General features: G+C 67.1%; 16 protein-coding genes and 3 rRNA genes. 7 read left to right on the top strand and 12 right to left on the bottom strand.

Annotation, left to right across the window (positions count from 1 at the left end):
- Positions 1 to 141: 141 nt before the first annotated feature.
- A complete protein-coding gene (locus tag F4561_RS23570; RefSeq protein WP_184581685.1) occupies positions 142 to 552 on the top strand; it encodes a DUF4190 domain-containing protein in 411 nt (136 codons plus the stop codon).
- A 91-nt stretch (positions 553 to 643) separates the two neighbouring features.
- On the opposite strand, the gene F4561_RS23575 is transcribed toward F4561_RS23570, so the two are convergent.
- The 4 genes from F4561_RS23575 to icmB all read right to left on the bottom strand — a co-directional run bounded on the left by F4561_RS23575 (position 644) and on the right by icmB (position 5,373).
- A complete protein-coding gene (locus F4561_RS23575) occupies positions 644 to 2,188 on the bottom strand; it encodes a cell division protein PerM (protein ID WP_376773702.1) in 1,545 nt (514 codons plus the stop codon).
- A 378-nt stretch (positions 2,189 to 2,566) separates the two neighbouring features.
- Positions 2,567 to 3,445: a succinate--CoA ligase subunit alpha gene (gene sucD / locus F4561_RS23580; protein ID WP_184581687.1), complete on the bottom strand. Its 879-nt coding sequence runs from the start codon at positions 3,443 to 3,445 to the stop codon at positions 2,567 to 2,569.
- A gap of 14 nt (positions 3,446 to 3,459) precedes the next feature.
- On the bottom strand, positions 3,460 to 4,641 hold the full coding sequence (gene sucC / locus F4561_RS23585) for an ADP-forming succinate--CoA ligase subunit beta (protein WP_184581689.1): 1,182 nt from the start codon (positions 4,639 to 4,641) through the stop codon (positions 3,460 to 3,462).
- Between the two features lie 315 nt (positions 4,642 to 4,956).
- Complete coding sequence (icmB, locus tag F4561_RS23590) at positions 4,957 to 5,373, bottom strand: coenzyme B12-dependent isobutyryl CoA mutase small subunit (RefSeq protein ID WP_184581691.1); 417 nt, start codon at positions 5,371 to 5,373, stop codon at positions 4,957 to 4,959.
- Between the two features lie 241 nt (positions 5,374 to 5,614).
- Between icmB and F4561_RS23595 the strand changes: the two genes are divergently transcribed.
- Together F4561_RS23595 and F4561_RS23600 are read left to right on the top strand one after the other, a co-directional pair.
- Positions 5,615 to 5,908 (top strand): hypothetical protein, encoded by a 294-nt coding sequence (locus tag F4561_RS23595; RefSeq protein WP_184581693.1) that lies wholly within the window; start codon positions 5,615 to 5,617, stop codon positions 5,906 to 5,908.
- Positions 5,909 to 6,097: 189 nt separating this feature from the next.
- Entirely contained in the window at positions 6,098 to 6,856 is a 759-nt protein-coding gene (locus F4561_RS23600; protein ID WP_184581695.1) for a crotonase/enoyl-CoA hydratase family protein, read from the top strand.
- A gap of 17 nt (positions 6,857 to 6,873) precedes the next feature.
- Here F4561_RS23600 and F4561_RS23605 read toward each other — a convergent pair whose 3' ends face one another.
- The 3 genes from F4561_RS23605 to F4561_RS23615 all read right to left on the bottom strand — a co-directional run bounded on the left by F4561_RS23605 (position 6,874) and on the right by F4561_RS23615 (position 11,027).
- Positions 6,874 to 8,229, bottom strand: coding sequence for an extracellular solute-binding protein (locus F4561_RS23605; protein ID WP_184581703.1), 1,356 nt, complete (start codon positions 8,227 to 8,229; stop codon positions 6,874 to 6,876).
- Between the two features lie 2 nt (positions 8,230 to 8,231).
- A complete protein-coding gene (locus tag F4561_RS23610) occupies positions 8,232 to 10,235 on the bottom strand; it encodes a vWA domain-containing protein (RefSeq protein ID WP_184581705.1) in 2,004 nt (667 codons plus the stop codon).
- Positions 10,236 to 10,640: 405 nt separating this feature from the next.
- Positions 10,641 to 11,027 carry a DoxX family protein gene (locus tag F4561_RS23615; RefSeq protein ID WP_184581707.1) on the bottom strand — a complete coding sequence of 129 codons (387 nt, stop codon included), beginning with the start codon at positions 11,025 to 11,027 and terminating at the stop codon, positions 10,641 to 10,643.
- 182 nt (positions 11,028 to 11,209) lie between these two features.
- Here F4561_RS23615 and F4561_RS23620 point away from each other — a divergent pair, with 182 nt between their 5' ends.
- Both F4561_RS23620 and F4561_RS23625 read left to right on the top strand, forming a co-directional pair.
- Positions 11,210 to 12,742 (top strand): AlkA N-terminal domain-containing protein, encoded by a 1,533-nt coding sequence (locus tag F4561_RS23620; protein WP_184581709.1) that lies wholly within the window; start codon positions 11,210 to 11,212, stop codon positions 12,740 to 12,742.
- A gap of 29 nt (positions 12,743 to 12,771) precedes the next feature.
- The gene (locus F4561_RS23625) at positions 12,772 to 13,356 is read left to right on the top strand and encodes a methylated-DNA--[protein]-cysteine S-methyltransferase (protein ID WP_184581711.1); all 585 of its coding nucleotides are present in this window, start codon (positions 12,772 to 12,774) and stop codon (positions 13,354 to 13,356) included.
- Positions 13,357 to 13,387: 31 nt separating this feature from the next.
- On the opposite strand, the gene F4561_RS23630 is transcribed toward F4561_RS23625, so the two are convergent.
- Complete coding sequence (locus tag F4561_RS23630; RefSeq protein ID WP_184581713.1) at positions 13,388 to 14,134, bottom strand: hypothetical protein; 747 nt, start codon at positions 14,132 to 14,134, stop codon at positions 13,388 to 13,390.
- Positions 14,135 to 14,418: 284 nt separating this feature from the next.
- Positions 14,419 to 15,345 (bottom strand): alpha/beta hydrolase, encoded by a 927-nt coding sequence (locus F4561_RS23635; protein WP_184581717.1) that lies wholly within the window; start codon positions 15,343 to 15,345, stop codon positions 14,419 to 14,421.
- Between F4561_RS23635 and F4561_RS23640 the strand changes: the two genes are divergently transcribed.
- Entirely contained in the window at positions 15,344 to 15,982 is a 639-nt protein-coding gene (locus F4561_RS23640; RefSeq protein ID WP_184581718.1) for a TetR/AcrR family transcriptional regulator, read from the top strand. The two genes, F4561_RS23635 and F4561_RS23640, sit on opposite strands and share 2 nt — an antisense overlap.
- Before the next feature lie 152 nt (positions 15,983 to 16,134).
- The gene (locus F4561_RS23645; RefSeq protein ID WP_184581720.1) at positions 16,135 to 16,845 is read left to right on the top strand and encodes an SIMPL domain-containing protein; all 711 of its coding nucleotides are present in this window, start codon (positions 16,135 to 16,137) and stop codon (positions 16,843 to 16,845) included.
- 68 nt (positions 16,846 to 16,913) lie between these two features.
- On the opposite strand, the gene rrf is transcribed toward F4561_RS23645, so the two are convergent.
- The 3 genes from rrf to F4561_RS23660 form a co-directional block, all read right to left on the bottom strand.
- Positions 16,914 to 17,032 (bottom strand): 5S ribosomal RNA (gene rrf, locus F4561_RS23650).
- A gap of 78 nt (positions 17,033 to 17,110) precedes the next feature.
- Positions 17,111 to 20,195 (bottom strand): 23S ribosomal RNA (locus F4561_RS23655).
- Between the two features lie 523 nt (positions 20,196 to 20,718).
- Positions 20,719 to 22,255, bottom strand: a 16S ribosomal RNA gene (locus F4561_RS23660).
- Together the 16S, 23S and 5S rRNA genes form the textbook arrangement of a ribosomal RNA operon.
- Positions 22,256 to 22,660: the final 405 nt, after the last annotated feature.

Genomic DNA, 22,660 nt, shown 5'->3' on the forward strand with positions numbered 1-22,660 from the left:
AGGGGGCGGAGCACTCTCAGATAAGACGGTAGCGTCTATCTCAACAGGACCCATTCGGGGCGCAAGGACTCGCCCTACTGCGGCGCGGGGTGCTCCCACCATCGAAACGCGCTGCCTACGACCTGCTGCTGAGGAGATCACGTGACCAAGGAGCCCACCGAGCCGCGTACCGAGGGCCAGCAGCCCGCAGTGGAACGAGGCGGCCTGTGGGGACTCCTCTTCGCCGCCGCAGGGCTGCTCCTCCCACCGTTCGGGGCTCTCCTGTCCATCGTGGGCATCTCCCAGGGCCGACGCGCCCGCCGCGCCGGACGGGAGCGCGACGTACCAGCTCCGGGGGCGGTCATGAGCATGGTTCTGGGGTGGATCGGCCTCGGTGTCTCGGCCCTCATGCTCGCCGGCTACGCGGTGTTCTGGACCGAGTTCAGCGCTTACCAGGAGTGCACCACGCAGGCGCACACCGAGAGTTCGCAGACGGCCTGCGACAACACGTTCCGCGAAGCCGTTTCGGAGCGCTCCGGGGTGCCTGAGGACAGCATCCCGATACTGAGCTGATCGGTCTGCTATCCGGTTTCAGCCGTGGGCGGAACAGGGAACCCGGCGGTCTGGCCACGGAGCGCCGGCCCTGCGCGGCGCAGCGGGGCGGTCAGTCCCGGTCGTCCGGAGTGCCGGGAGCGTCCGGCCCGACGTCGGCGGCGGGCGCGGCCTCGTAGCTGATTCCGAACAGGTCCGCCGCGTCCTCCTCGGCCTCCCCACCGGAGCGCCGCCTGCGCAGCCCGGACAGCCGAGGACGCCACGACTGGCGCCGCGCCGCGGTGCGAGTGGTCCGATCCGCGCCACCGGGCACCGTCTCGGGGTCTGCCAGCGAATCCTCGGCACTGGCAGCGGCGAGCTCGGTGGCCTCGGTGTCGTCCGCACCGGTCTCGGTCGGCGCGACCACGGCGAGGCGGGCGCGGCGGTAGTAGCGCCAGTTGGCCAGCCAGGCCGCGATCGCCGCGGCGACCCCCACCTCCAGCATGGTGACCAGCCCTACCTGCCATGGGGAGGGCCCGACCTCCGCGAGCCGCTCGGCCCCCAGCGGGCCGCCGGCCAGCGCCGCGAACGCCGCGAACAACAGGCCGGTCGTCACCCCGCAGCCAAGTCCCCACAGCGGTGCGGCCTCGCTGGCTGCCGCGGGCGCACTGCGCTGGGTGAGCACCCCGCCGACGGCGCCCGCGAGGAAGGGGGCGGCGAGGAAGACGAGCGAGGCCGCCGGCGCCGCGCCGTTGTCCGGGAGTGTTCCCAGTATCGGGAAGAGCGGCACCGCGCCGACCGCGACACCGGTCGGCGCGACCATGGTGTCGGCGCCAATGGCGAACCCCGGTCCGACCGCGTAGGAGGTACCGAAGATGATGGCGTTGGGCAGATAGAGGAGCTGGCCGACGATGAGCAGCGCGCCGCCGACCACCCCCGGTGCCAGCTCCTCGGTGATGGCGACGACGTCGCCGAACCCGGCGACCAGTGCCACGCCGAACAGCGCGGTCCCCGTAAGCAGCAGCACACCGCTGGCGCTGAGCGTGCCGACGAGCAGCGACCGCGGACGGGCGGGCATCTGGCGCAGCAGCCTCCGGATGGAGATCGCCCCGTCCTTGAGTACTTGGCGGAGCACACCCAACCCACCCGCGATGAACGCCAGCACGAAGCCGGCGACGAGCGCCTGCACCATGCTGGGCCGGACGACGTCGGTCTGCCCCACGAGCGCGAGCGTGCCGCAGATGGCCGCGTACGGGCCGGCCAGCGCCAGCGCGGCACGGAACGACTGGCGCGGCCGCGTGAGCCCGCAGTTCCGCGCCAGCCACCGGCCCGAGCGGAACAGCAGCAGTCCCGGCAGCACGAGCAGACCCAATGGGAGCAGCGAGACGTGCCCACCCGGGATCGCGAAGCCGACCAGGTGGCCGACGAGCCACGCCTGGACTGTCGTGCGGAAGACGTCGGCGATGTCCTCGCCGATCGTGTCGTGCGGCGCGGCCACCCAACCGAGCACGGTGAACGTCATGAGGACGGCGACGCCGATCCCGGCCGCCGAGGCCGCGGCCATCCCGCCGGCGGTGTACAGCGAACGCGTGGGGTCGTCCTGCGGTCTGGGCGGGGGATGGTCGTCGTCTCGGGACCGGGGGCGGGATGGACGTGTCGGCGCGCTCACGCCGCTAATGCTCCCAGGCGCGCGCCCGCGGCGCCTCTTCCGCTCCGGGCGTGTCGGCGCGCGGCCCATGACCGGATGTGGTAGGGCTCCCGGCCACCGCTCGGTTCCCTGCCCCGTTTAAGTCCCGGCGCCCTTTCGGGGGACACCGGGACTTAAACGGGGCGGGTACGGACCACGGCACGACCGTGGCCGCCGGGACCGGAGAACCAGTTCCAGCACCCGAACCACAACGAACATAGCTCGGGCGCCGCCGGGGTTCTGGAGGGTCCGCAGGTGGGGCGTCCGCGACTAGCGAAGCCGACCGGGGCGCTACACCGGAGGTGCCCGAAGGTTCCCGGCTTCGGGGCGCCCGACCCGGCGAGCGACAGCGAGCCCAAAAAACACTGCCTAGAACTGCGCCCGCATGAGCTTCGCGGTCTCGCTGGGAGTCTTGCCCACTCGGACGCCGGCAGCCTCCAGGGCCTCCTTCTTGGCGTCGGCGGTGCCGGAGGAGCCGGAGACGATCGCCCCAGCATGGCCCATGGTCTTGCCCTCCGGAGCGGTGAACCCGGCCACGTAGCCCACCACCGGCTTGGTCACATTCGCCTTGACGAACTCCGCCGCACGCTCCTCAGCATCCCCACCGATCTCCCCGATCATCACGATCGCATCGGTATCCGGATCCGCCTCGAACGCCGCCAACGCATCAATATGCGTCGACCCGATAATCGGATCCCCCCCAATACCCACACACGTGGAGAACCCGATATCCCGCAACTCATACATCATCTGATACGTCAACGTGCCCGACTTCGACACCAACCCGATCCGCCCCGGCTTGGTGATATCCCCCGGAATGATCCCCGCGTTCGACTGCCCCGGCGAGATCACCCCCGGACAGTTCGGCCCCACAATGCGCGTCACATTGCCCTTCGCGCTCGCATACGCCCAGAACCGCGCCGTGTCATGCACCGGGACCCCCTCGGTGATCACCACCGCCAGCCCGATCCCCGCATCAACCGCCTCAACCACCGCCGCCTTCGTCGCCTGCGGCGGAACGAAGATGACCGACACGTCAGCGCCCGTGCGCTCCATTCCCTCGGCCACGGACCCGAACACGGGGACGGCGGTACCGTCGAAGTCGACGTCCTGGCCGGCCTTGCGCGGGTTCACGCCGCCGACGATCTCCGTGCCGGACGCCAGCATCCGGCGGGTGTGCTTGGTGCCTTCGGAGCCGGTCATACCCTGGACCAGCACCTTGCTGTCCTTGGTCAGAAAAATTGCCATGTCGCTCTTCGCCCTTACTTCGCGGCCAGTTCGGCGGCCTGAGCGGCAGCGCCGTCCATGGTCTCAAGCTGACGCACAGCCGGGTGGTTACGGTCGTTCAGGATCTTGCGGCCCAGTTCGGCGTTGTTCCCGTCCAGGCGCACCACGAGGGGCTTGCTGACGTCGTCGCCGCGCGACTCAAGCATCTCAAGGGCGCTGACGATGCCGTTGGCGACCGCGTCGCAGGCGGTGATCCCGCCGAAGACGTTCACGAAGACGCTCTTGACGTCGGAGTCGCCCAGGACGATCTCCAGGCCGTTCGCCATGACCTCGGCCGAGGCGCCGCCCCCGATGTCCAGGAAGTTCGCCGGCTTCACGTTGCCGTGCGCCTCGCCCGCGTAGGCGACCACGTCCAGCGTGGACATGACGAGTCCCGCGCCGTTGCCGATGATGCCGACCTGCCCGTCGAGCTTGACGTAGTTGAGGCCCTTCTCCTTGGCCTTCACCTCGAGGGGGTCGCCCTCGGCGGCGAAGGTGAGGGACTCCAGGTCCTGCCGGAACTCGGCGTTCTCGTCGAGCGTGACCTTGCCGTCGAGCGCCACAACCCGGCCGTCCCCGGTCAGGATGAGCGGGTTGACCTCGGCCAACTGGGCGTCCTTGCCAACGAAGCAGTCCCACAGCTTCGTCACGACCTCGACCGCGCCGCGCGCGGCCGCCTCGGGCAGCTTGCCCCTGGCCACGATGTCGGCGGCGACGTCTTCCGGCGCGCCCTTCAGCGCGTCGACCTCGACCTGCGCGACGGCGTCGGGGTTGGTGGCGGCGACCTCCTCGATCTCGACACCGCCCTCGGCCGAACAGATCGCCAGGAAGGTCCGCTTCGCCCGGTCCAGCAGGAACGAGAAGTAGTACTCCTCGGCGATGTCACTGGCCTCTTCGACCAGGACGCGGTGGACCGTGTGGCCCTTGATGTCCATGCCCAGGATCTCGGAGGCAACGGCCTGCGCCTCGGCGGCGCCGTCGGCCAGCTTGACGCCGCCGGCCTTACCGCGGCCACCCGTCTTGACCTGTGCTTTGACGACCACGCGAGACGTACCCGCCGCCGCGAACTCGTCGGCGACGGCACGCGCCTCTTCGGGCGTCCTCGCCACTTTCCCTCGGGGTACCGGGACCCCGTACTCCGCGAAGAGTTCCTTCGCCTGGTATTCGAACAGGTCCACGAAGGTCCGTCCTTGTTACTCGCTGGCTGCAGTCTTTTGCGGAGGTCGTGTCACTCACGCGGCGGAACCATCAAAGGGCTGGCCGCGTTGGAATAAAGTTCTCATGAAGCCTTCCGCACCATGCGGCAGCTTAGCCCTCCCCGCTGTTGACAACGGACACCGGCCCCGCGTTGACCAGTCACGCAACGTCCCAACCGCGGCGGTATCCGGCCACTGCCAGGGGCCGCACCGGGATCCCGTGGATCACGTCACAGTTCAGCCGCCGCCCTCGACAGGAGTCATTCCCCGTGGAATGGCGGAAATCCGCCCGTGGCGCTATCCCGCCGCGCGCACCGTGCCGATGTTGGCGCGCACCCATTCGGTGATCTCCGAAGTGGTCGCGCCCGGGGTGAAGATCTTGGCCACACCCATGCGTTCCAGCTCGGGGATGTCCTCGTCGGGGATGATGCCGCCGCCGAACACGGTGACGTCGGTGGCGTCGTTCTCCGCCAGCAGCTCCAGCACCCGGCCGAACAGTGTCATGTGCGCGCCAGAGAGAACCGACAGCCCGATGGCGTCGGCGTCCTCCTGCAGGGCGGCGTGCACGACCATCTCCGGAGTTTGGCGTAGGCCCGCGTAGATGACCTCCACTCCGGCGTCGCGCAATGCGCGGGCGACGACCTTGACGCCGCGATCGTGGCCGTCGAGGCCCGGTTTGGCGATGACGACCCGCACTGCTGAGGACGTTCCCATGGTCAGCCCTTCGTCGCTAGCGGCGCGCCGCCCGAACAGGACGCCCGCGACTGTGAAACGAACACCACACGATCAGACTAACGACTTCGTCCGCCGCGCGCCGACACCCCCGGACGCGCCCCGCCGCGCGCCGCACGCTCGCGGAGCAGGGCGCCGGCCCGACCGTTCCGGTGGCGGGGCCGGCCGCGTAACCACCGGGGAGCCGCGTGAACTGTGGCGAATCAAGGGTAGTTCTGGGCATATGAGCAACGATCTGGGATCGCTGGACCAACTGCCTACGAAGGAGCTGCGCGAACGCGCGGTCGCGCTCGCGCGGCACCGGTGGGACATCGCGTTCTTCTGGCGGCTGCTGCGCAGCCTGCCGGCCGCCGAGGCCGCCGTGGGACACCTGGACCACAGCGACGCCAGCGTCGCCCAGGCGTCCGGTCTGTTCCATGAGGCCCTCGCCGCGGAGAACGACCCGGACGTGCAGGTGGCACTGCGGCCGATCTATATCGACTACCTGGCGGAGCACGCTGCGGAGGAGTCCGGCTGAGACTCGCCGTGCCCGCCCGGTGCGCCCTCGGCCACCGGAAACTCCCCGTGTCCAGCTCCCCCGGGCCACCGCTACGCGAAAGCGCGGTACGCACCTGTGGGCGCGAGTACGCCGATCGCGCGGCGGAGCGGCCGGCGCTGCCCTAACCTGGCCGGGTGGGGGGACGACGCGAGCCAACGAGGAGTCTCCATGCCCGCTGTCCGGGTCGAGCGTGCTGGTCCTGTCAGCACCGTGATCCTCTCCCGTCCCGATGTCCGCAACGCGGTCGACGGCCCCACGGCGGCGGAACTGGCGTCGGCCTTCCGCGCGTTCGACGCCGACCCCGACGCGTCAGTGGCGGTGCTGTGGGGTGAGGGAGGGGCGTTCTGCTCCGGAGCCGACCTCGCAGCGTTGTCGACCGAGCGGCGGAACCGGGTCGACGACGACGGCGACGGCCCGATGGGGCCGACCCGGCTGCGGTTGTCGAAGCCGGTGATCGCCGCTGTGGCTGGCCACGCGGTCGCCGGAGGGCTGGAACTCGCGCTCTGGTGCGACCTGCGTGTGGCTGAGGAGAGCGCCGTGTTCGGCGTGTTCTGCCGGCGTTGGGGCGTGCCCCTGATCGACGGCGGCACTGTCCGGCTGCCCCGGCTGATCGGCCAGAGCCAGGCCATGGACATGGTGCTGACGGGCCGGGCGGTGGGCGCCGACGAGGCACTGCGCATGGGGTTGGCCAACCGTGTGGTGCCAGACGGCGAGTCCCGGGACGCGGCCGGGCTGCTCGCCCGCCAGCTCGCGTCGTTTCCGCAGACCTGTCTGCGTGAGGACCGGGCCTCCGTTCTGGAACAACACGGCCGCGACGAGCAGGACGCGCTGGCCAACGAGTTCCGCCACGGTCTGACCTCCCTCAAGGAGGCCGGCCCCGGAATCGCCCGCTTCCAGGCGGGAGAGGGCCGGGGCGGCCACCCCTGAGCCGCGCCGGTGACCGCCTAACGGCCGGCGAGCGCGTCGTCGAGGCGCTCTCTCAGTTCGTCTCCGTCGGGACTGTAGGGGGTCGTGCTGTCCAGCCCGCCGTGGACGGCGTCACTGAGAACCTGGCTCACCCGCGGATAGTACGGGGTGCATGGCCGGGGTCGCGCGCGGTCAAGCGCGGCCTTGAGGTTCTCCGTCCCCGGCGCGCCGTACGCCTCCTCCAGGGTCGGGGCGAACCCGGCCTCCTGGAGTAGGCGCTGCCGCTCGGAGTCGACCAGCAGCTCAACCAGCTCCCGGGCTTCCTCCGGCGCCCGCGATTCGCTGGCCACCGCCAGGCTCTGGCCGCCGAGGGCGCCACCGCCGGGCCATGGGCTCATGCCGAACGAGGCTTCGTCTTGCCGCTCCTCGGGGAGCCAGCCGGCGAACTCCAGCCCGGGAACCTCCTCGTCCTGGCCGGTTTCCCCGGCACCACTCTGGTCGAGCACGTGTTCTGCGTAGGGCCAGTGCCGTAGGAACGCGACTTCGCCATCGTTGAACCGGCGCAGGCTCGTGAGCTCGTCGTCGTGCACCGCGTCCGAAGGGATCGTGCCAGTGGCCATGTGCCGCCTCAGGTGCTCGATCCCTACCACCTCGGTCCCGAGGTTCACGTTCTCCGGCTGGCAGGAGCCACCGGACGTCGGGAAGAGCGCCTCGTCGTCGACGCGCCCCGAGGCCCAGTCCAGTTCCAGGACGTTCACCGTGAGTCCCTCGTAGTTGGCGAACTGGCCGGCGTAGCCGTCGATCCCGCCGCCGGCCGCATCGTCAGCGAGATCCAGCAGCGCGCCCGCCGCGTCGTCCTCCGAAAAGGCGTTCTCCAGGTCCGCATGGTCCACCAGGTCGGCGCGGTAGTAGAGCAGCCCCACGTCCGCGAGGAACGGCGCGGCCCATACCTCCTCCTGGTAGGTGACCGCCTCGATCCACTCGTCCAGGAAGTTGTCCGGCTCGAACTGGCCTCCGTCGGCACTGATCCCGCTGATCGGGGTGATCCACTCCTTCTCGGCGAACTCCGCGACCCACTGGGTGTCGAGACTCACGACGTCGTACACCTCGCCCTCCGACTGGGCGATCGCGGCGAACTGGGCGCGCTGGTGGTCGGCGTTCCCGGACAGGTGCACCAGCCGGACATCCCAGCCGGGGTTGTTCTCCTGCCACTCCGCCAAGGCCGAGTCGAGGAGCTGGTGGTAGATGCCCTCGCTCTGGTCTTCCGGGGTGCGCGGGTCGAGAGGCGTGGCCAGGACCAGTTCCCGGTCGTCGTCCGGGACCGAGCACCCGGCGGCGAGGCATCCGCCGACCACGAGGCCGGCCAGCGCGGGGAGGAATCGGCCGCGTCGCATAGCTAGTTCCGGACCCGGACCGTTTGCAGCCGGTCCGCGGGGACCGCGTTCTCGTTGCCCAGGTCCACCGGGCTGCAGTTGACGCCGTCGATCTCGGCGAGCGCGCCCCCCGGCTCACCCGCGGCGCAGCCACCGTCGTCCAGCATGATCAGCTCGACCGTGGCACCGGCGTCGAAGGCGTCTTCCGCGGCGCTCCGTACGTCGCTGACGGAACTGCCCTCCTCCCCCGGCCCGGATCCGACGACGCCCTCGGTGAAGACGAACGCCACGGGCTCGGCGCTGTCCTGGGCGTCGCCGCCGGCGTCTTCCTCCAGCGCGAGCGCCGCCTCCAGCACCGTGTCGTTGATCGGGGTGGACTCCCGGTCGGGTTCGAGACTGTCCAGGTGCTCCTCAATGTCCCCCTTCGTGTCAGTGACCGGCGCGGGCTCGACGAGCTCCTGCTGCCCGGTGTCGTCGCGGTCGTCTCCCTTGGGGAAGGTCCACAGACCGGCCTCGTCGCCGTGGGCGAGGTGCCGGAGCAGCCCTCCGGCCTGCGCCGTGGCCACGTCGAACGCCGCCCGCTGATCCGGGAGCTCCCCCTGCATGGAATCGGAGCGATCGACGACCAAGAGGGCGCGCACCGGCCGCCGCAGCTGTTCCTGGCTCCGCAGTGTCCCTTCGAGGTCCTCGGCGGCATCCTCGGTGGCGAAGTCCGGAGCCTCCTCCGGCTCGAACGGTTCCTCGGCGATCCCCTCGGTACCCCCGACACCCGGTCCGACGCAGCCGTTCATGTCGCGGTAGCCGCGTGGAACGATGTCACTGCACGCGTCGGCCGCCGCACCACCGGCGGGGGCGGGGGCTTCCCGGTTCGTGTCGAGCCAGCCGACGAACCGCTCCACTTCGGCGCTCGCGCTGTCGTCCCCCCAGTCCAGCGGCACGACCGGGTGGTCCAGCCAGGGGGCGTTCCGCAGGTGGACGGCGGAAAGCGGCTGCGGCGGCGTCTCGTCCTCCACCGGGCAGTCGGGCCCGAGCTCGGCACCAGTGTTGTAGTCGTAGATGGCGCGTTCGGTGGCGAACACCACGGTTTCGGCGGGGTCCGGGCCGGAGGAGTCCGCCACGGCCTGCCGCAGCTCGCACAGCACCGCGTAGTTGTCTGTCCCGGTCAGCCCGGAACCGGTCATTTCGGCCTCGATATTGGCCGAGTTGCCGATGGGAAGCGAGTAGAGCAGGTCCGTGTGGAGCAAGGCGGTGGTGGAGTCCGCGGGGCGCGCGCGGGCGCCGCTCGCCGCACCGCTCAGGAAATCCTCGTAGGCGGTCTGCGCGTCGGTCTGCTGGGCAGTGGGCTCTCGTTCGGCCGGGACCCCCAGGACCAGCGGGGTGGACCACGCCGACGTCCATGGTTGCGGCTCCAGTATCTCGGGATCGTCGGCCGCCGCCTCGACCATCCGCACGTCGGCCGTGGAGTCGGGGATCCAGATGTGCGGGCGGGGGCCGTAGAGCAGGGCGTTGTCCGGCCACTCCGCCTCGGGCCAGGTGTCGGGGGCGGCCGGCCAGCCGGCCGCGAGCAGCTCCCGCACTTCACTGGCGCCCAGCTCCGGGGCGGCGAAAACGGTGAATGTGACCGGGCGGCAACCGCGCCAGTCGCGCTCGCCGCGTTCGTCGGCGTACTGCCCGGTGACCTCTTCTGCCGCCGCACGCCCTTCAACGGAGGCCAGCACCACCACTTCTTCGGGGGGCTCGCAGTCGCCCCAGGCCAACCAGGGAGGGACGATCAGCAAGGCGGAGAACAGCGCAAGTCCGGCGAACGCGCTCACCGCGCGCGTCAGGCCAACCCTGTGCGACACGATCCGGAATGCCAGGCCAATGAGGACGGCGGCGACGAGGACCTGCGCGACCCTGAAGAACCACTCGAAATCCCCGAAGACCGATACCAGGGCGGAGACGAACCCCACGATGGCCGCGGCCGTGCCGACGAGGTTTCTGACGCGCTGTTGCGGTGCCGACGGCTCGCTCTCGTGACCAGTCATCGGATCCACCCGCCATGAGGTACAGCGCTGCCCGCCCCACGATGAAGGTGAGCGTGAAAGCGAGTCTCTCACGGAATGGACGGACATTTGGGGCAGGATAATGGCCTACCCCATTTTCAAGCGCAGTTTCGGGCATGCCATACACCGGTTAATGATGCAACCGTAAAACGAGATCCAGGAGAACCAATTCGACGGCCGACTTCAGGTTGGCCACTCCTGGCCAAGATCCGAATCGCAGCGCTACCAGGGCGCCCCTCCCGGCAATTTCTCGGCTCTCATCTGCAGCGATGCCACTGCTAAGTCCCCGGCGAGAAACCAGATGGTGATCAGCAAGTCGCGTGGCATACCGATCCACAGGTCTTGATTCTCCTCCTCCGGGCGCCATAGGCGTTACCACATCGCCGGTCAGCCGGTGAAGGACTCGGGGCCGAACCGGCCCCATGCGATGAATGCCGCAATAGCGAGATAGATCGAGGTCAGCACCACGAACTTGGCGCCGTCGCGGTAGCGCACATGGGTGGTTATCGCGCCGGCCATCAGCAGTACCCAGCAGACGGCAGTCACCGGCACCATGATCGGCGCGATGCCGACAACGGCGGGCAGGATCAGGCCAACCGCGGCCAGGAGTTCGAGGACGCCGAGGGTCTTGACGAAGCCGACACTGGCGTCCGCGGCCCATCCGCCGCCAGCGGTCTTGGCCAGTTTCTCCTTGGGGATGAACGCCTTGCTGATGCCGCCGACCAGGGCGACTACGGCGAGCAGTCCGGCTGCGATCCACAGTGCGAGGTTCATGCGGTTCTCCTTCGTTTCCGAGGTCGAACCTCAAGACAGGACGGGATCGAGTGTTGTGACAGCGTGTGATGCAGAACACTCCGCAGGCGGATCCGGCATGCGGAGTCCGCACGGTTGGCCGACAACACCCTCATGTCCGAAATCCGCTAGCCCAGGAGAGCGGGAGGCGCGATCATGGAGGGGTGAACGACGAGGATTACCGCTACCTGGCGGTACGCAGCGGCGACGCCCGCTTCGACGGGATGTTCTACGTCGGGGTGACCAGCACCGGGATCTACTGCCGCCCAACCTGCCCGGCCACCACTCCGAAGCGGGAGAACATCCGGTTCTTCCGCTCCGCCGCCGCGGCACAGGGCGCCGGGTTCCGCGCGTGCAAGCGGTGCCGGCCCGACGCGGCTCCCGGCTCACCAGAGTGGAACGCCCGCGCCGACGCCGTGGGCCGCGCCATGCGGCTCATCGCGGACGGCGCGGTCGACCGGGCGGGTGTGAGCGGGCTCGCGGCGTCCCTCGGCTACAGCGAGCGCCACCTGAACCGGTTGCTGATCACCGAGCTGGGGGCCGGCCCACTCGCGCTCGCGCGGGCCCAGCGGGCACAGACGGCCCGCATCCTGGTCGAGACGACCACACTGCCAATGGGCGACATCGCGTTCGCCGCCGGGTTCTCCAGCATCCGCCAGTTCAACGAAACCATGCGCGCCGTCTTCGCGCGCTCCCCGACCGGGATGCGGGAACGGTCCGAGCACCGCGACAACGCTGTGCCCGCCGGAGTCACCGCGGTCCGGCTACCGTTCCGCGCACCGTGCGACCTGGACCGCCTGTTCGGTTTCCTTGCCGAGCGCGCCGTACCCGGGGTCGAGGAACTCAGTCACGGCGTCTACCGCAGGGTGCTCCGGTTACCGCACGGGAGGGGGATCGCCGAGATCTCCACCGGTGCCGGAAACGGGCCGGGCAAAGGGGGCGCGTACAACGCTGCGAACGGAAACGGGACGGGGAACGGGCACATCCAGTGCCGGCTTCACCTGGACGACCTCCGTGACCTGGGCACAGCGGTGCAGCGATGCCGCCGCCTCCTCGACCTCGACACCGACCCGCACGCTGTCGCCGAGGTGCTCGCGCAGAGCGACCTGCTCGGCCCGGCCGTCGCCGCGGCGCCGGGGCTGCGCGCGCCCGGCCACGTCGACCCCGCCGAGCTGGCAGTGCGCGCGATCGTCGGCCAGCAGGTCTCGGTCGCCGCGGCACGCACCGTCGCCGGCCGGATCGTCGAACAGTACGGGAAACCGCTGACGGCTCCCAACGGCGGGCTGACCCACGTGTTCCCCGAACCGGAAGACCTGGCCGCGGCGAACCCCGAGGATCTGCCAATGCCGGCGGCACGCGCGCGAGCGCTCCAGGGGCTCATGGCGGCGCTGGCATCCGGCGAGGTCGACCTCGGCCCGGGGGCCGATCGCGCGGACGCTGAGGCGCGCCTCAGGTCGCTCCCGGGGGTCGGGCCGTGGACCGCCGGATACATCCGCATGCGCGCCCTCGGGGACCCGGACGTGCTGCTGGAGAGCGACCACGGCGTCCAGCGGGCTTTGCGGTATGCCGGTCACGCGGGGCCGATCGGCGACGTCGCCCGAACGTGGCGCCCTTGGCGCTCGTATGCCACCCACCACCTTTGGGCGATGCTCGCCCCGGCTCCCGAGCCGGGGAGCCCCAAGCAGCGCCCCCGTTGACTCCGAAACAGACCAGGAAGAGAAACGACATGGCACACAGCACCACCGCACCGCAAGAGGCGCTGCCGCTGACCGTCCCGGCCCCGGACGCGCTCCCGCCCGTCGAGTTCGCCGAGCCGGGAACCGGGCCGCCGCTCTACACGATCGTGGCGTCACCCATCGGCGAGATCATGCTCACCTCCGACGGGGAGTCCCTGACCGGCCTGTTCATGGCGCCCGAGGCCGGATGGAGCACCGAGATCGGCGCCGACTGGCGCCGCGACCCCGCAGCCTTCCACGACATCAAAGAACAACTCCGCGCGTACTTCGCGGGCGAGCTGCGAGAGTTCTCGGTACGCCTCGCACCGCACGGAACTCCGTTCCAGCGGCGCGTGTGGCAGGCGCTCACCACCATCCCGTACGGGCAAACCACCAGCTACGGCGCTATCGCGTTCGCCATCGACCGGCCATCTGCATCACGCGCCGTGGGTGCGGCCAACGGGCGCAACCCGATCTCGATCATCGTGCCCTGCCACCGCATCGTCGGGGCCGATGGCTCCCTGACCGGCTACGGCGGCGGCCTCCCCCGCAAGCAGCATCTGCTCGCTCTGGAGAGGGGACGAGCCGCCTACTGATGCCCCGGTACCGGGTGTGGGAGGCACCGGTTCAGGAGTCGCAGGGGAGGTCGGTGAACGGGAACAACTCACTGTCGTACCAGCTATCACCCTCGACGTAACAGACCCGGCCGGGAACGAAGTCCGTCGGCTCCTCGACCGTGTGCCCCCACAACTCGTCCGGAGTCACGTAGCGCACCATGCGGCCGTAGTTCCCGAGGTCGTTGAGCTCCGCCTCGTCCTCCGGGGGGACACCGGAGACGGTCACCGCGAACTCCGCTGAGGGCTCGTCGGCCGTGAGCGTGGCCAGACCCTCGGGTTCCGCGGCGGTGTAGACGTCGAAGAGGTCGCCGAGGTCGGGGGGCTCGTCGGGGATTTCCGCCGGGTCCTCGATCGTCTTCTTGTCGGCCTTGGGAACGAGTATCTCGAAATCGTCGGAATGGAGCGCGTACCCGCCCTCATCGTGCAGGTACTCCGCCTCGCCGGAGACGGTGACATCCTCGCCCTCGCGTTGCGCGCTGGCGAGGACGATCCGCAAGCGCGGCTCCCACGCCCCGCCCTCCACGCTCTCGTCCTCCCCGGGAGCGCGGGTGGCCAGTTCGATCGTGTCGCTCTCGACGGCCTCGGTCCTTACCCCGCCGACATCGAACGCGGCGTCGTCGACCGGGCCGCCCTCCACGGGCTCGTCGTCCGCCTCCTCTTCCTCCGAAGCGGACCCGTCCGGCTCCGCCGAACCTCCACTCTCACATCCGGTGCCGAGCAGCGTCAGCGCCGCCGCCAGCCACACAGTTCCGTTCATCAAGGGTCTCCGCACTCGCAGCTCCATTCCATCGTTCGCACGCCGCCCGTCCCGCGAAGGCCCGGCCAGCTCACACACACCGCTCGTACTCGGTGGTGGGGAGGTGTTCGCGGATCACACGGAGCAGCCGGACAACCGCAACCGGTACGACGTAGGTGGGAGCGCGGAAGTTCGCGGCCACAGGTTCGCGTGCGGGGCCGGCGGCCCCGCACCGGGTTTGGCCCTTCACCTGCCGCCGGCTCCGGTCAATGTGACGCGTCCCCGGTGCACTGGCCGCGAGGGCATCAGCCGGCCAAACCTTTGTGGGGCTCCGGCCCGGCCGTGCCCATTGCCTCGACCAGTTGACGCGCCCCAGGCGACTCGACCGGGTAGTGGCCGGCGTTCTCCAGCATCACGATCTCCTTGGGCGCGGCGATCCGGTCGAAGAACCGCATACTCACCTCATGCGGCGTCCAGCGGTCGTCCGCCGGATGCGCTAGCACGATCGCCGGCCCGGAAGCCTCCTCCGGCTCGACCGCGGGCGCCGAATCAAGGAAGGTGCGCAGGAACCCCAGCGGCATCCGGTTCCTGCCGCCGCGCCGGTCCCGCAGGACAAGGTCGACCAGCGCGGGTTCGTTGCTGATAGCGCGCATTTTGGTCAGCCAGGGCATGGGGACCGACACGCCCGCCAGCGGGCCCGCGGCAACGCGCATGAAAGGTCGGGCGACGTCGCCGAGCCACGGGAAGTGCGTAATGTGCCGGCGGGCCACCGGGTCGCGCGGGTCCAGCAGGCAGGTCACCAGAACACGGCTGGCGGCACCCGTCCGGGTGGCGACGTCATACGCGAGCATCCCGCCCATACTCGCTCCCAGAAGGTGCAGGGGCTCGTCGGGATGTGCCTGCTTCTCGGCCAACGCGAGGTCGCACGCGAGCCTCACCCAGTCGTCGTACCGGACCGCGTGCCGGCGCGGGACACGGGTGCGACCGAAGCCGGGGAGGTCGGGAACGAGCACCCGGAAACCTCTCTGGGCTGCGAGGGCCGCGTAGGGAAACATCGCCGCGGCGTGCCCGCCCGCGCCGTGCAGCAGGATCATCCGGGCGGCTGCGGCAGGATCCCCCATGCGTTCGATGTGCACATCGGTGTCACGCCAGCGCCACCAGGTGGATTCAGGCTCAACAATCGGGTCAGGCCGGAGGTCAGCGGGCATGAGCACCGCGTAGGATCTGTGCATGGCAGCAGTCTCAGCGCTGCCGACAGTGGTGACAACTCGCATTGGGGGCATCATCGACACCCCCCGCAAGAAGCCGCGCCAGGTGCGATCCCGCGAGACGGTGGACGCGGTCTTGGAGGCTGCTGCTCAGCTTTTCGAACGCGAGGGCCTGGACACCACCACGAACCGGATTGCCGAACGCTCGGGTTTCTCGATCGGCACTCTGTACCAGTACTTCCCGAACAAGTGGGCGTTGCTGTACGGCCTGGCTGAGCACCACATCGAGAAGGCGCATGAGCGTCTGGGAGGGGTGCTTATCCAACTCCGGGAGCAGGAACCGGACTGGGACGACACTGTGCGCGAGCTCGCGGCGGCCTCGGTCGATCTGCACCGCCACCGCCCACGGTTGCACGCGCTGATGTACCACTACGCGCCACGCGCGCCCGAGGGGATCGCCCGGCTGGATACCCTGCACGAAACTCTCGTCTCCGAGGTCACCGGCCACCTGGTTCGCTGCGACCGCGGCGGGGACGACCCGGCCCGAACCGCGGCGATGCTGGTGCATGCCGCCGACGCGCAGCTGCACCGTGTGCTTCTCGGCCGCGGCGACGACGCGGAGGCGCTCACGTGGTCGCTGCTGGCAATGACGCCTCGCTGACGCGCACCTTACTCGTCCCCGAAGGCGGAACGGCGCGTGCGGGGGCGAGCGGCCTTGGCACCTCTGCTTCCTCTGGCAGAAACCATGGTGGGGACCGCGGCGCCAGGCTCTAGGTTGGAGTCCGCTAATCCCGCGCCATGTGAGGAGGCTCCATGCCGGAGGCGAATGCCCCGAATCCCCGTCCTGCCCCGATAGTCCGGGTCCGTGGTTCGGCCACCCTGGAGGTCGAACCGGAACTCGTCCGCTTCACGGTGGTGGTGGCCGCCCAGGACAAGGACCGGCGGCTCACTCTGGAACGCCTGACCCGCCGCAACGACACGATCCGCGGACGGATCCGTGAGTTCGGCGATGCGGTGGAAGACATGAACAGCGGCGCGTTACGCGTCCAGCCGGTGCTGCGCGACGGGCGCGGCGAGCGGATCCGCAACTACCACGGCCAGGTCCGGCTGCACGTCGCGATGAACGACTTCGGGGCTATGGGGAGCCTCCTGCCCGAACTCGCCGACCAAGAGTTGAGCGACGTTCAGGGGCCATGGTGGCGGCTTCGCCCTAACTCCGAGGTCTACGTTCGGGCCCGTTCACGGGCGGTGCGGGAAGCGGTCGAGCGGGCCCGGGTTTATGTCGAGGCGCTTGGAGCGCAGCTCACCGGTGTTGTCGAACTCGCCGACGTGGGACTCAGTTCGGACCAGGGAAATGCGCCAACGCAACAGGCTATGGGCGGCGGCTCTCCGATGCGAGCACGCGGCGCACCCCCGGGGTCCGCCGAGGCATCGCCTCCGCCGCTGAACCTGGAACCGGAACAGATCGAGGTCTCCGCCAAACTGGAGGCCACCTTTACCATGTCCCATCCCAGCGACCTCTGAGCACCCCGAGTAGGGGCATGAAAAAAGGAGGGGTGGGAGCTGTGCTCCCACCCCTCCTTTTGGGGTAATCGTGGCGGTGTCCTACTCTCCCACCCCACACCATGGGGGCAGTACCATCGGCGCTGTGGGGCTTAACGACCGGGTTCGGAACGGGTCCGGGTGTTTCCCCCACGCTATGGCCACCACGAAACTCACCTGATTTGTGGATCCCCACCCACGCGCGGGCGTGTGTGGGGGTGTGTGTGCGCGAGTGTCCAGCATCTGCGGTGGGCAAGCCCTCGGCCGATTAGTACCGGTCAGCTCCACCCCTCACAGGGCTCCCACTTCCGGCCTATCAACCCCATCATCTCTGGGAAGCCTTACCCCCCATAGGGGTGGGAGACCTCATCTTGAAGCGTGTTTCCCACTTAGATGCTTTCAGCGGTTACCACATCCAGACGTAGCCAACCAGCCATGCACTTGGCAGGACAACTGGCACACCAGAGGTCTGTCCATCCCGGTCCTCTCGTACTAGGGACAGCCCTTCACAAGTCTCCAACGCGCGCAGCGGATAGGGACCGAACTGTCTCACGACGTTCTAAACCCAGCTCGCGTGCCGCTTTAATGGGCGAACAGCCCAACCCTTGGGACCAACTCCAGCCCCAGGACGCGACGAGCCGACATCGAGGTGCCAAACCATCCCGTCGATACGGACTCTTGGGGAAGATCAGCCTGTTATCCCCGGGGTACCTTTTAGCCGTTGAGCGACGCCACTTCCACACGCCGGCGCCGGATCACTAGGCCCTGCTTTCGCACCTGCTCGACACGTCCGTCTCACAGTCAAGCTCCCTTATGCCCTTACACACACCACCTGATTACCAACCAGGCCGAGGGAACCATTGGGCGCCTCCGTTACCATTTAGGAGGCAACCGCCCCAGTTAAACTACCCACCAGACACTGTCCCCCACCCGGATCACGGGCGCGGGTTAGGTGCTCGACAAGGCAAGAGTGGTATTTCACCAACGCCTCCACCACCACTAGCGTGGCCGCTTCACCGGCTCCCACCTATCCTACACAAACCATCCCAAACACCAATATCAAGCTATAGTGAAGGTCCCGGGGTCTTTCCGTCCTGCTGCGCGAAACGAGCATCTTTACTCGTAGTGCAATTTCACCGGGCCCATGGTTGAGACAGCGGGGAAGTCGTTACGCCATTCGTGCAGGTCGGAACTTACCCGACAAGGAATTTCGCTACCTTAGGATGGTTATAGTTACCACCGCCGTTTACCGGCGCTTAGATTCCCAGCTTCACCCCTAAAGAGCTAACCGGTCCTCGTAACGTTCCGGCACCGGGCAGGCGTCAGTCCGTATACCGCGTCTTACGACTTCGCACGGACCTATGTTTTTAGTAAACAGTCGCTTCCCCCTGGTATCTGCGACCCCACCCAGCTCAAAGAGCTACGTCTCATCACCAGACAGGGCTCCCCTTCTCCCAAAGTTACGGGGACAATTTGCCGAATTCCTTAACCATGGTTCACCCGAACGCCTCGGTCTACTCAACCAGACCACCTGCGTCGGTTTCGGGTACGGGCCGCCCACGAACTCGCTAGAGGCTTTTCTCGGCAGCACGGGATCACCCACTTCGCCACACACGGCTCGACATCACGCCTCACCCCTATGCGGCCCGGATTTCCCTGGGCCGCGGGCCACACGCTTATCCCGGGAACTACCATCGCCCGGGCTGGGCTACCCCACTGCGTCACCCCATCACTGACCACCCACCAACATCGGACCCCACACCACACACGCGACCTTCCCGAAAGAAGATCCGCACGCAGTTGTGGTTAGCATCAGTTGGCAGCGGTATGGGACGCTCGCGAACGGGTACGGGAATATCAACCCGTCATCCATCGACTACGCCTGTCGGCCTCGCCTTAGGCCCCGACTCACCCTGGGCGGATCAACCTGCCCCAGGAACCCTTAGTCACTCGGCGCCAGTGTTTCTCACACTGGTATCGCTACTCATGCCTGCATTCTCACTCGCACCCACTCCACACCCGGTCACCCGAACGCTTCACCGCGGGCACGACGCTCCCCTACCAACCCCCCAACCGGGGGGCTCCACAGCTTCGGCGGTGTACTTAAGCCCCGCTACATTATCGGCGCAGAACCACTTGACCAGTGAGCTATTACGCACTCTTTCAAGGATGGCTGCTTCTAAGCCAACCTCCTGGTTGTCTGGGCAACTCCACAACCTTACCCACTCAGCACACGCTTAGGGGCCTTAGCTGATGATCTGGGCTGTTTCCCTCTCGACCACGGAGCTTATCCCCCGCAGTCTCACTGCCGCGCTCACACCCATTGGCATTCGGAGTTTAGCTGACATCAGTAACCCGCAAAGGCCCATCAACCAACCAGTCGCTCTACCTCCAACAGGAACCACACGACGCTGCACCTAAATGCATTTCGGGGAGAACCAGCTATCACAGGGTTTGATTGGCCTTTCACCCCTACCCACACCTCATCCCCCAGGTTTTCAACCCTGGTGGGTTCGGGCCTCCACGACCTCTTACAGCCGCTTCACCCTGGACATGGGTAGATCACCCCGCTTCGGGTCTCCAGCACGCGACTCAAACGCCCCTTTAAGACTCGCTCTCGCTACGGCTCCCCCACACGGGTTAACCTCGCCACGCACCACAACTCGCAGGCTCATTCTTCAAAAGGCACGCCATCACACCCACAGGTGCTCTGACGGCTTGACAGCACACGGTTTCAGGTACTCTTTCACCACCCCTCACCGGGGCACTTTTCACCTTTCCCTCACGGTACTCGTCCACTATCGGTCACCAGGACGTATTCAGGCTTGGCAGGTGGTCCTGCCAGATTCACACGAAATTCCACGAGCTCCGCGCTACTCGGGACCATGCCCCAGACATCATGTCAGACCTTCGCCTACGGGACTCTCACCCACTCCGGCACCGCATTCCAACGGCTTCAACTACCCCAACACAACACCCGCCCAGCCGGCAGACCAGACACAGGCACATCCCACAACCCCACACACGCAACAGCCGCCGCCTATCCCACGCGCATGGTTTAGCCACATCCCCATTCGCTCACCACTACTAAGGGAATCACATATTGTTTTCTCTTCCCGCGGGTACTGAGATGTTTCACTTCCCCGCGTCACCACCACTGCCCTATACATTCAGACAGCAGCAACCCGACACAACTCGAGCTAGGTTTCCCCATTCGGACACCCACGGATCACAGCCTGGTTGACAACTCCCCGTGGACTATCGCGGCCTCCCACGTCCTTCATCGGCGCCTGGTGCCAAGGCATCCACCGTATGCCACACACACTTGACCACCACAGATACAAGACACTCGCGCACACTATCCACAAATCAAAAAACCAACCACACACCCAACCACAACCCCACGGCCACACCCGAAAGCCCCTCCAGCACACACACGCCAGAAACCGACAATCAAGCCCGACCACCAGGCACACCCACGCACCAGCAAGCACGCCCAGACCAGAACAGGCCCAGACACCACTCACCCGAGCGCGTCGCACCACAGGGTCTTCGTCAGGGTGGTCACCAAAAAAGCCACCACCACCGCCACGTCCAGACACCCACACACGCAGGCACCCACACGCACACGGCCAGGGTTGCTCTCTCAGACACCCAACAGCGCGCCCCCCACCCCCACACACAGCAGGAGAAAAGGGGGGAAGTTTGTTTCCTCTTCAGCCACCCGGTCGGCCCTACCCCCGGGGCCAGAACCCCACAACGGGGCCCCGATCCTCACGAGGCAGCACCAACTCCACATTCACCAAGCCCACCCGGCAGCACCCACACGGATGCCACCCACTTCGGGCTCCTTAGAAAGGAGGTGATCCAGCCGCACCTTCCGGTACGGCTACCTTGTTACGACTTCGTCCCAATCGCCAGCCCCACCTTCACGCGCTCCCCCCACCAAGTGGTTAGGCCACACGTTTCGGGTGTTGCCAACTTTCATGACGTGACGGGCGGTGTGTACAAGGCCCGGGAACGTATTCACCGCGGCACTGCTGATCCGCGATTACTAGCGACTCCACCTTCATAGGGTCGAGTTGCAGACCCCAATCCGAACTGAGACCGGCTTTTCGGGATTCGCTCCACCTCACGGCATCGCCCACCCGCTGTACCGGCCATTGTAGCATGTTTGCAGCCCAAGACATAAGGGGCATGATGACTTGACGTCATCCCCACCTTCCTCCGAGTTGACCCCGGCAGTCTCCCATGAGTCCCCACCATCACGTGCTGGCAACACAGGACAAGGGTTGCGCTCGTTGCGGGACTTAACCCAACATCTCACGACACGAGCTGACGACAGCCATGCACCACCTGTCACCCACCAACCAAATGACCCCACATCTCTGCAGGTCCACAGGCAATGTCAAGCCTTGGTAAGGTTCTTCGCGTTGCGTCGAATTAAGCAACATGCTCCGCCGCTTGTGCGGGCCCCCGTCAATTCCTTTGAGTTTTAGCCTTGCGGCCGTACTCCCCAGGCGGGGCGCTTAATGCGTTAGCTACGGCACGGAAACCGTGGAAAGTCCCCACACCTAGCGCCCAACGTTTACAGCATGGACTACCAGGGTATCTAATCCTGTTCGCTACCCACGCTTTCGCTCCTCAGCGTCAGGTAAGGCCCAGAGACCCGCCTTCGCCACCGGTGTTCCTCCTGATATCTGCGCATTTCACCGCTACACCAGGAATTCCAGTCTCCCCTACCTACCTCAAGCATGCCCGTATCCACTGCACACCCACAGTTAAGCCGCGGGCTTTCACAGCAGACGCGACACGCCGCCTACGAGCTCTTTACGCCCAATAATTCCGGACAACGCTCGGACCCTACGTATTACCGCGGCTGCTGGCACGTAGTCAGCCGGTCCTTATTCCCCCCCTACAGTCAACCCCGAGAACACCCGAAGCCTTCGCCAAGAGGAAAAGAGGTTTACAACCCGAAGGCCGTCATCCCCCACGCGGCGTCGCTGCGTCAGGCTTTCGCCCATTGCGCAAGATTCCCCACTGCTGCCTCCCGCAGGAGTCTGGGCCGTGTCTCAGTCCCAGTGTGGCCGGTCGCCCTCTCAGGCCGGCTACCCGTAATCGCCTTGGTGAGCCATCACCCCACCAACAAGCTGATAGGCCGCGAGCCCATCCCCAACCAGAAAAAACCTTTCCACCCCCCACCATGCGGCACGAGGTCCTATCCGGTATTAGACCGCGTTTCCACGGCTTATCCCAGAGTCAGGGGCAGGTCACTCACGTGTTACTCACCCGTTCGCCACTCACCACCCCCAAAAGAGATGGCGCGTTCGACTTGCATGTGTTAAGCACGCCGCCAGCGTTCGTCCTGAGCCAGGATCAAACTCTCCATCAAAGGCCACACACCCCCACACCCAGGCACAAACGCACCCGCAGGCCCAGGGGCAAACCTCGAAGAAAATCAACCCTGACCAACCACAACACCCACACCACACAGGCATGAAGCGCCATGGCCAACCAAAGGAACCCCACAACACCCCCACACAAGGGGGCATCACACAGGGGCCAAAAAACAAACATGGCTAAAGAAAAACAAACACGCGCTGTTGAGTTCTCAAAGAACAACCACCCACCCCACACAAGCCAACCACCCAAAAACCCAGGCAGCCAACTCTTCAGAAGCAGCGGCAATCCAATTTTTCAATCACCTAAACACTACCAGGTTCTACCCACCCCGAATCCCAACCGGAACCCGAGAACAAGCACAACCCTTCCACACTACCCCCGAACACCCGCCAGC

Source organism: Lipingzhangella halophila (assembly GCF_014203805.1).
Lineage (GTDB): Bacteria > Actinomycetota > Actinomycetes > Streptosporangiales > Streptosporangiaceae > Lipingzhangella > Lipingzhangella halophila.

What these genes read in the sequence shown, in the direction of transcription:
- F4561_RS23630 (WP_184581713.1), bottom strand. Translation starts at nt 14,134, where the DNA reads ATGAACGGAACTGTGTGGCTGGCGGCGGCGCTGACGCTGCTCGGCACC.
- F4561_RS23605 (WP_184581703.1), bottom strand. Translation starts at nt 8,229, where the DNA reads ATGCGACGCGGCCGATTCCTCCCCGCGCTGGCCGGCCTCGTGGTCGGC.
- F4561_RS23595 (WP_184581693.1), top strand. Translation starts at nt 5,615, where the DNA reads ATGAGCAACGATCTGGGATCGCTGGACCAACTGCCTACGAAGGAGCTG.
- F4561_RS23625 (WP_184581711.1), top strand. Translation starts at nt 12,772, where the DNA reads ATGGCACACAGCACCACCGCACCGCAAGAGGCGCTGCCGCTGACCGTC.
- F4561_RS23610 (WP_184581705.1), bottom strand. Translation starts at nt 10,235, where the DNA reads ATGACTGGTCACGAGAGCGAGCCGTCGGCACCGCAACAGCGCGTCAGA.
- F4561_RS23600 (WP_184581695.1), top strand. Translation starts at nt 6,098, where the DNA reads ATGCCCGCTGTCCGGGTCGAGCGTGCTGGTCCTGTCAGCACCGTGATC.
- icmB (WP_184581691.1), bottom strand. Translation starts at nt 5,373, where the DNA reads ATGGGAACGTCCTCAGCAGTGCGGGTCGTCATCGCCAAACCGGGCCTC.
- F4561_RS23635 (WP_184581717.1), bottom strand. Translation starts at nt 15,345, where the DNA reads ATGCACAGATCCTACGCGGTGCTCATGCCCGCTGACCTCCGGCCTGAC.
- sucD (WP_184581687.1), bottom strand. Translation starts at nt 3,445, where the DNA reads ATGGCAATTTTTCTGACCAAGGACAGCAAGGTGCTGGTCCAGGGTATG.
- F4561_RS23645 (WP_184581720.1), top strand. Translation starts at nt 16,135, where the DNA reads ATGCCGGAGGCGAATGCCCCGAATCCCCGTCCTGCCCCGATAGTCCGG.
- F4561_RS23640 (WP_184581718.1), top strand. Translation starts at nt 15,344, where the DNA reads ATGGCAGCAGTCTCAGCGCTGCCGACAGTGGTGACAACTCGCATTGGG.
- F4561_RS23615 (WP_184581707.1), bottom strand. Translation starts at nt 11,027, where the DNA reads ATGAACCTCGCACTGTGGATCGCAGCCGGACTGCTCGCCGTAGTCGCC.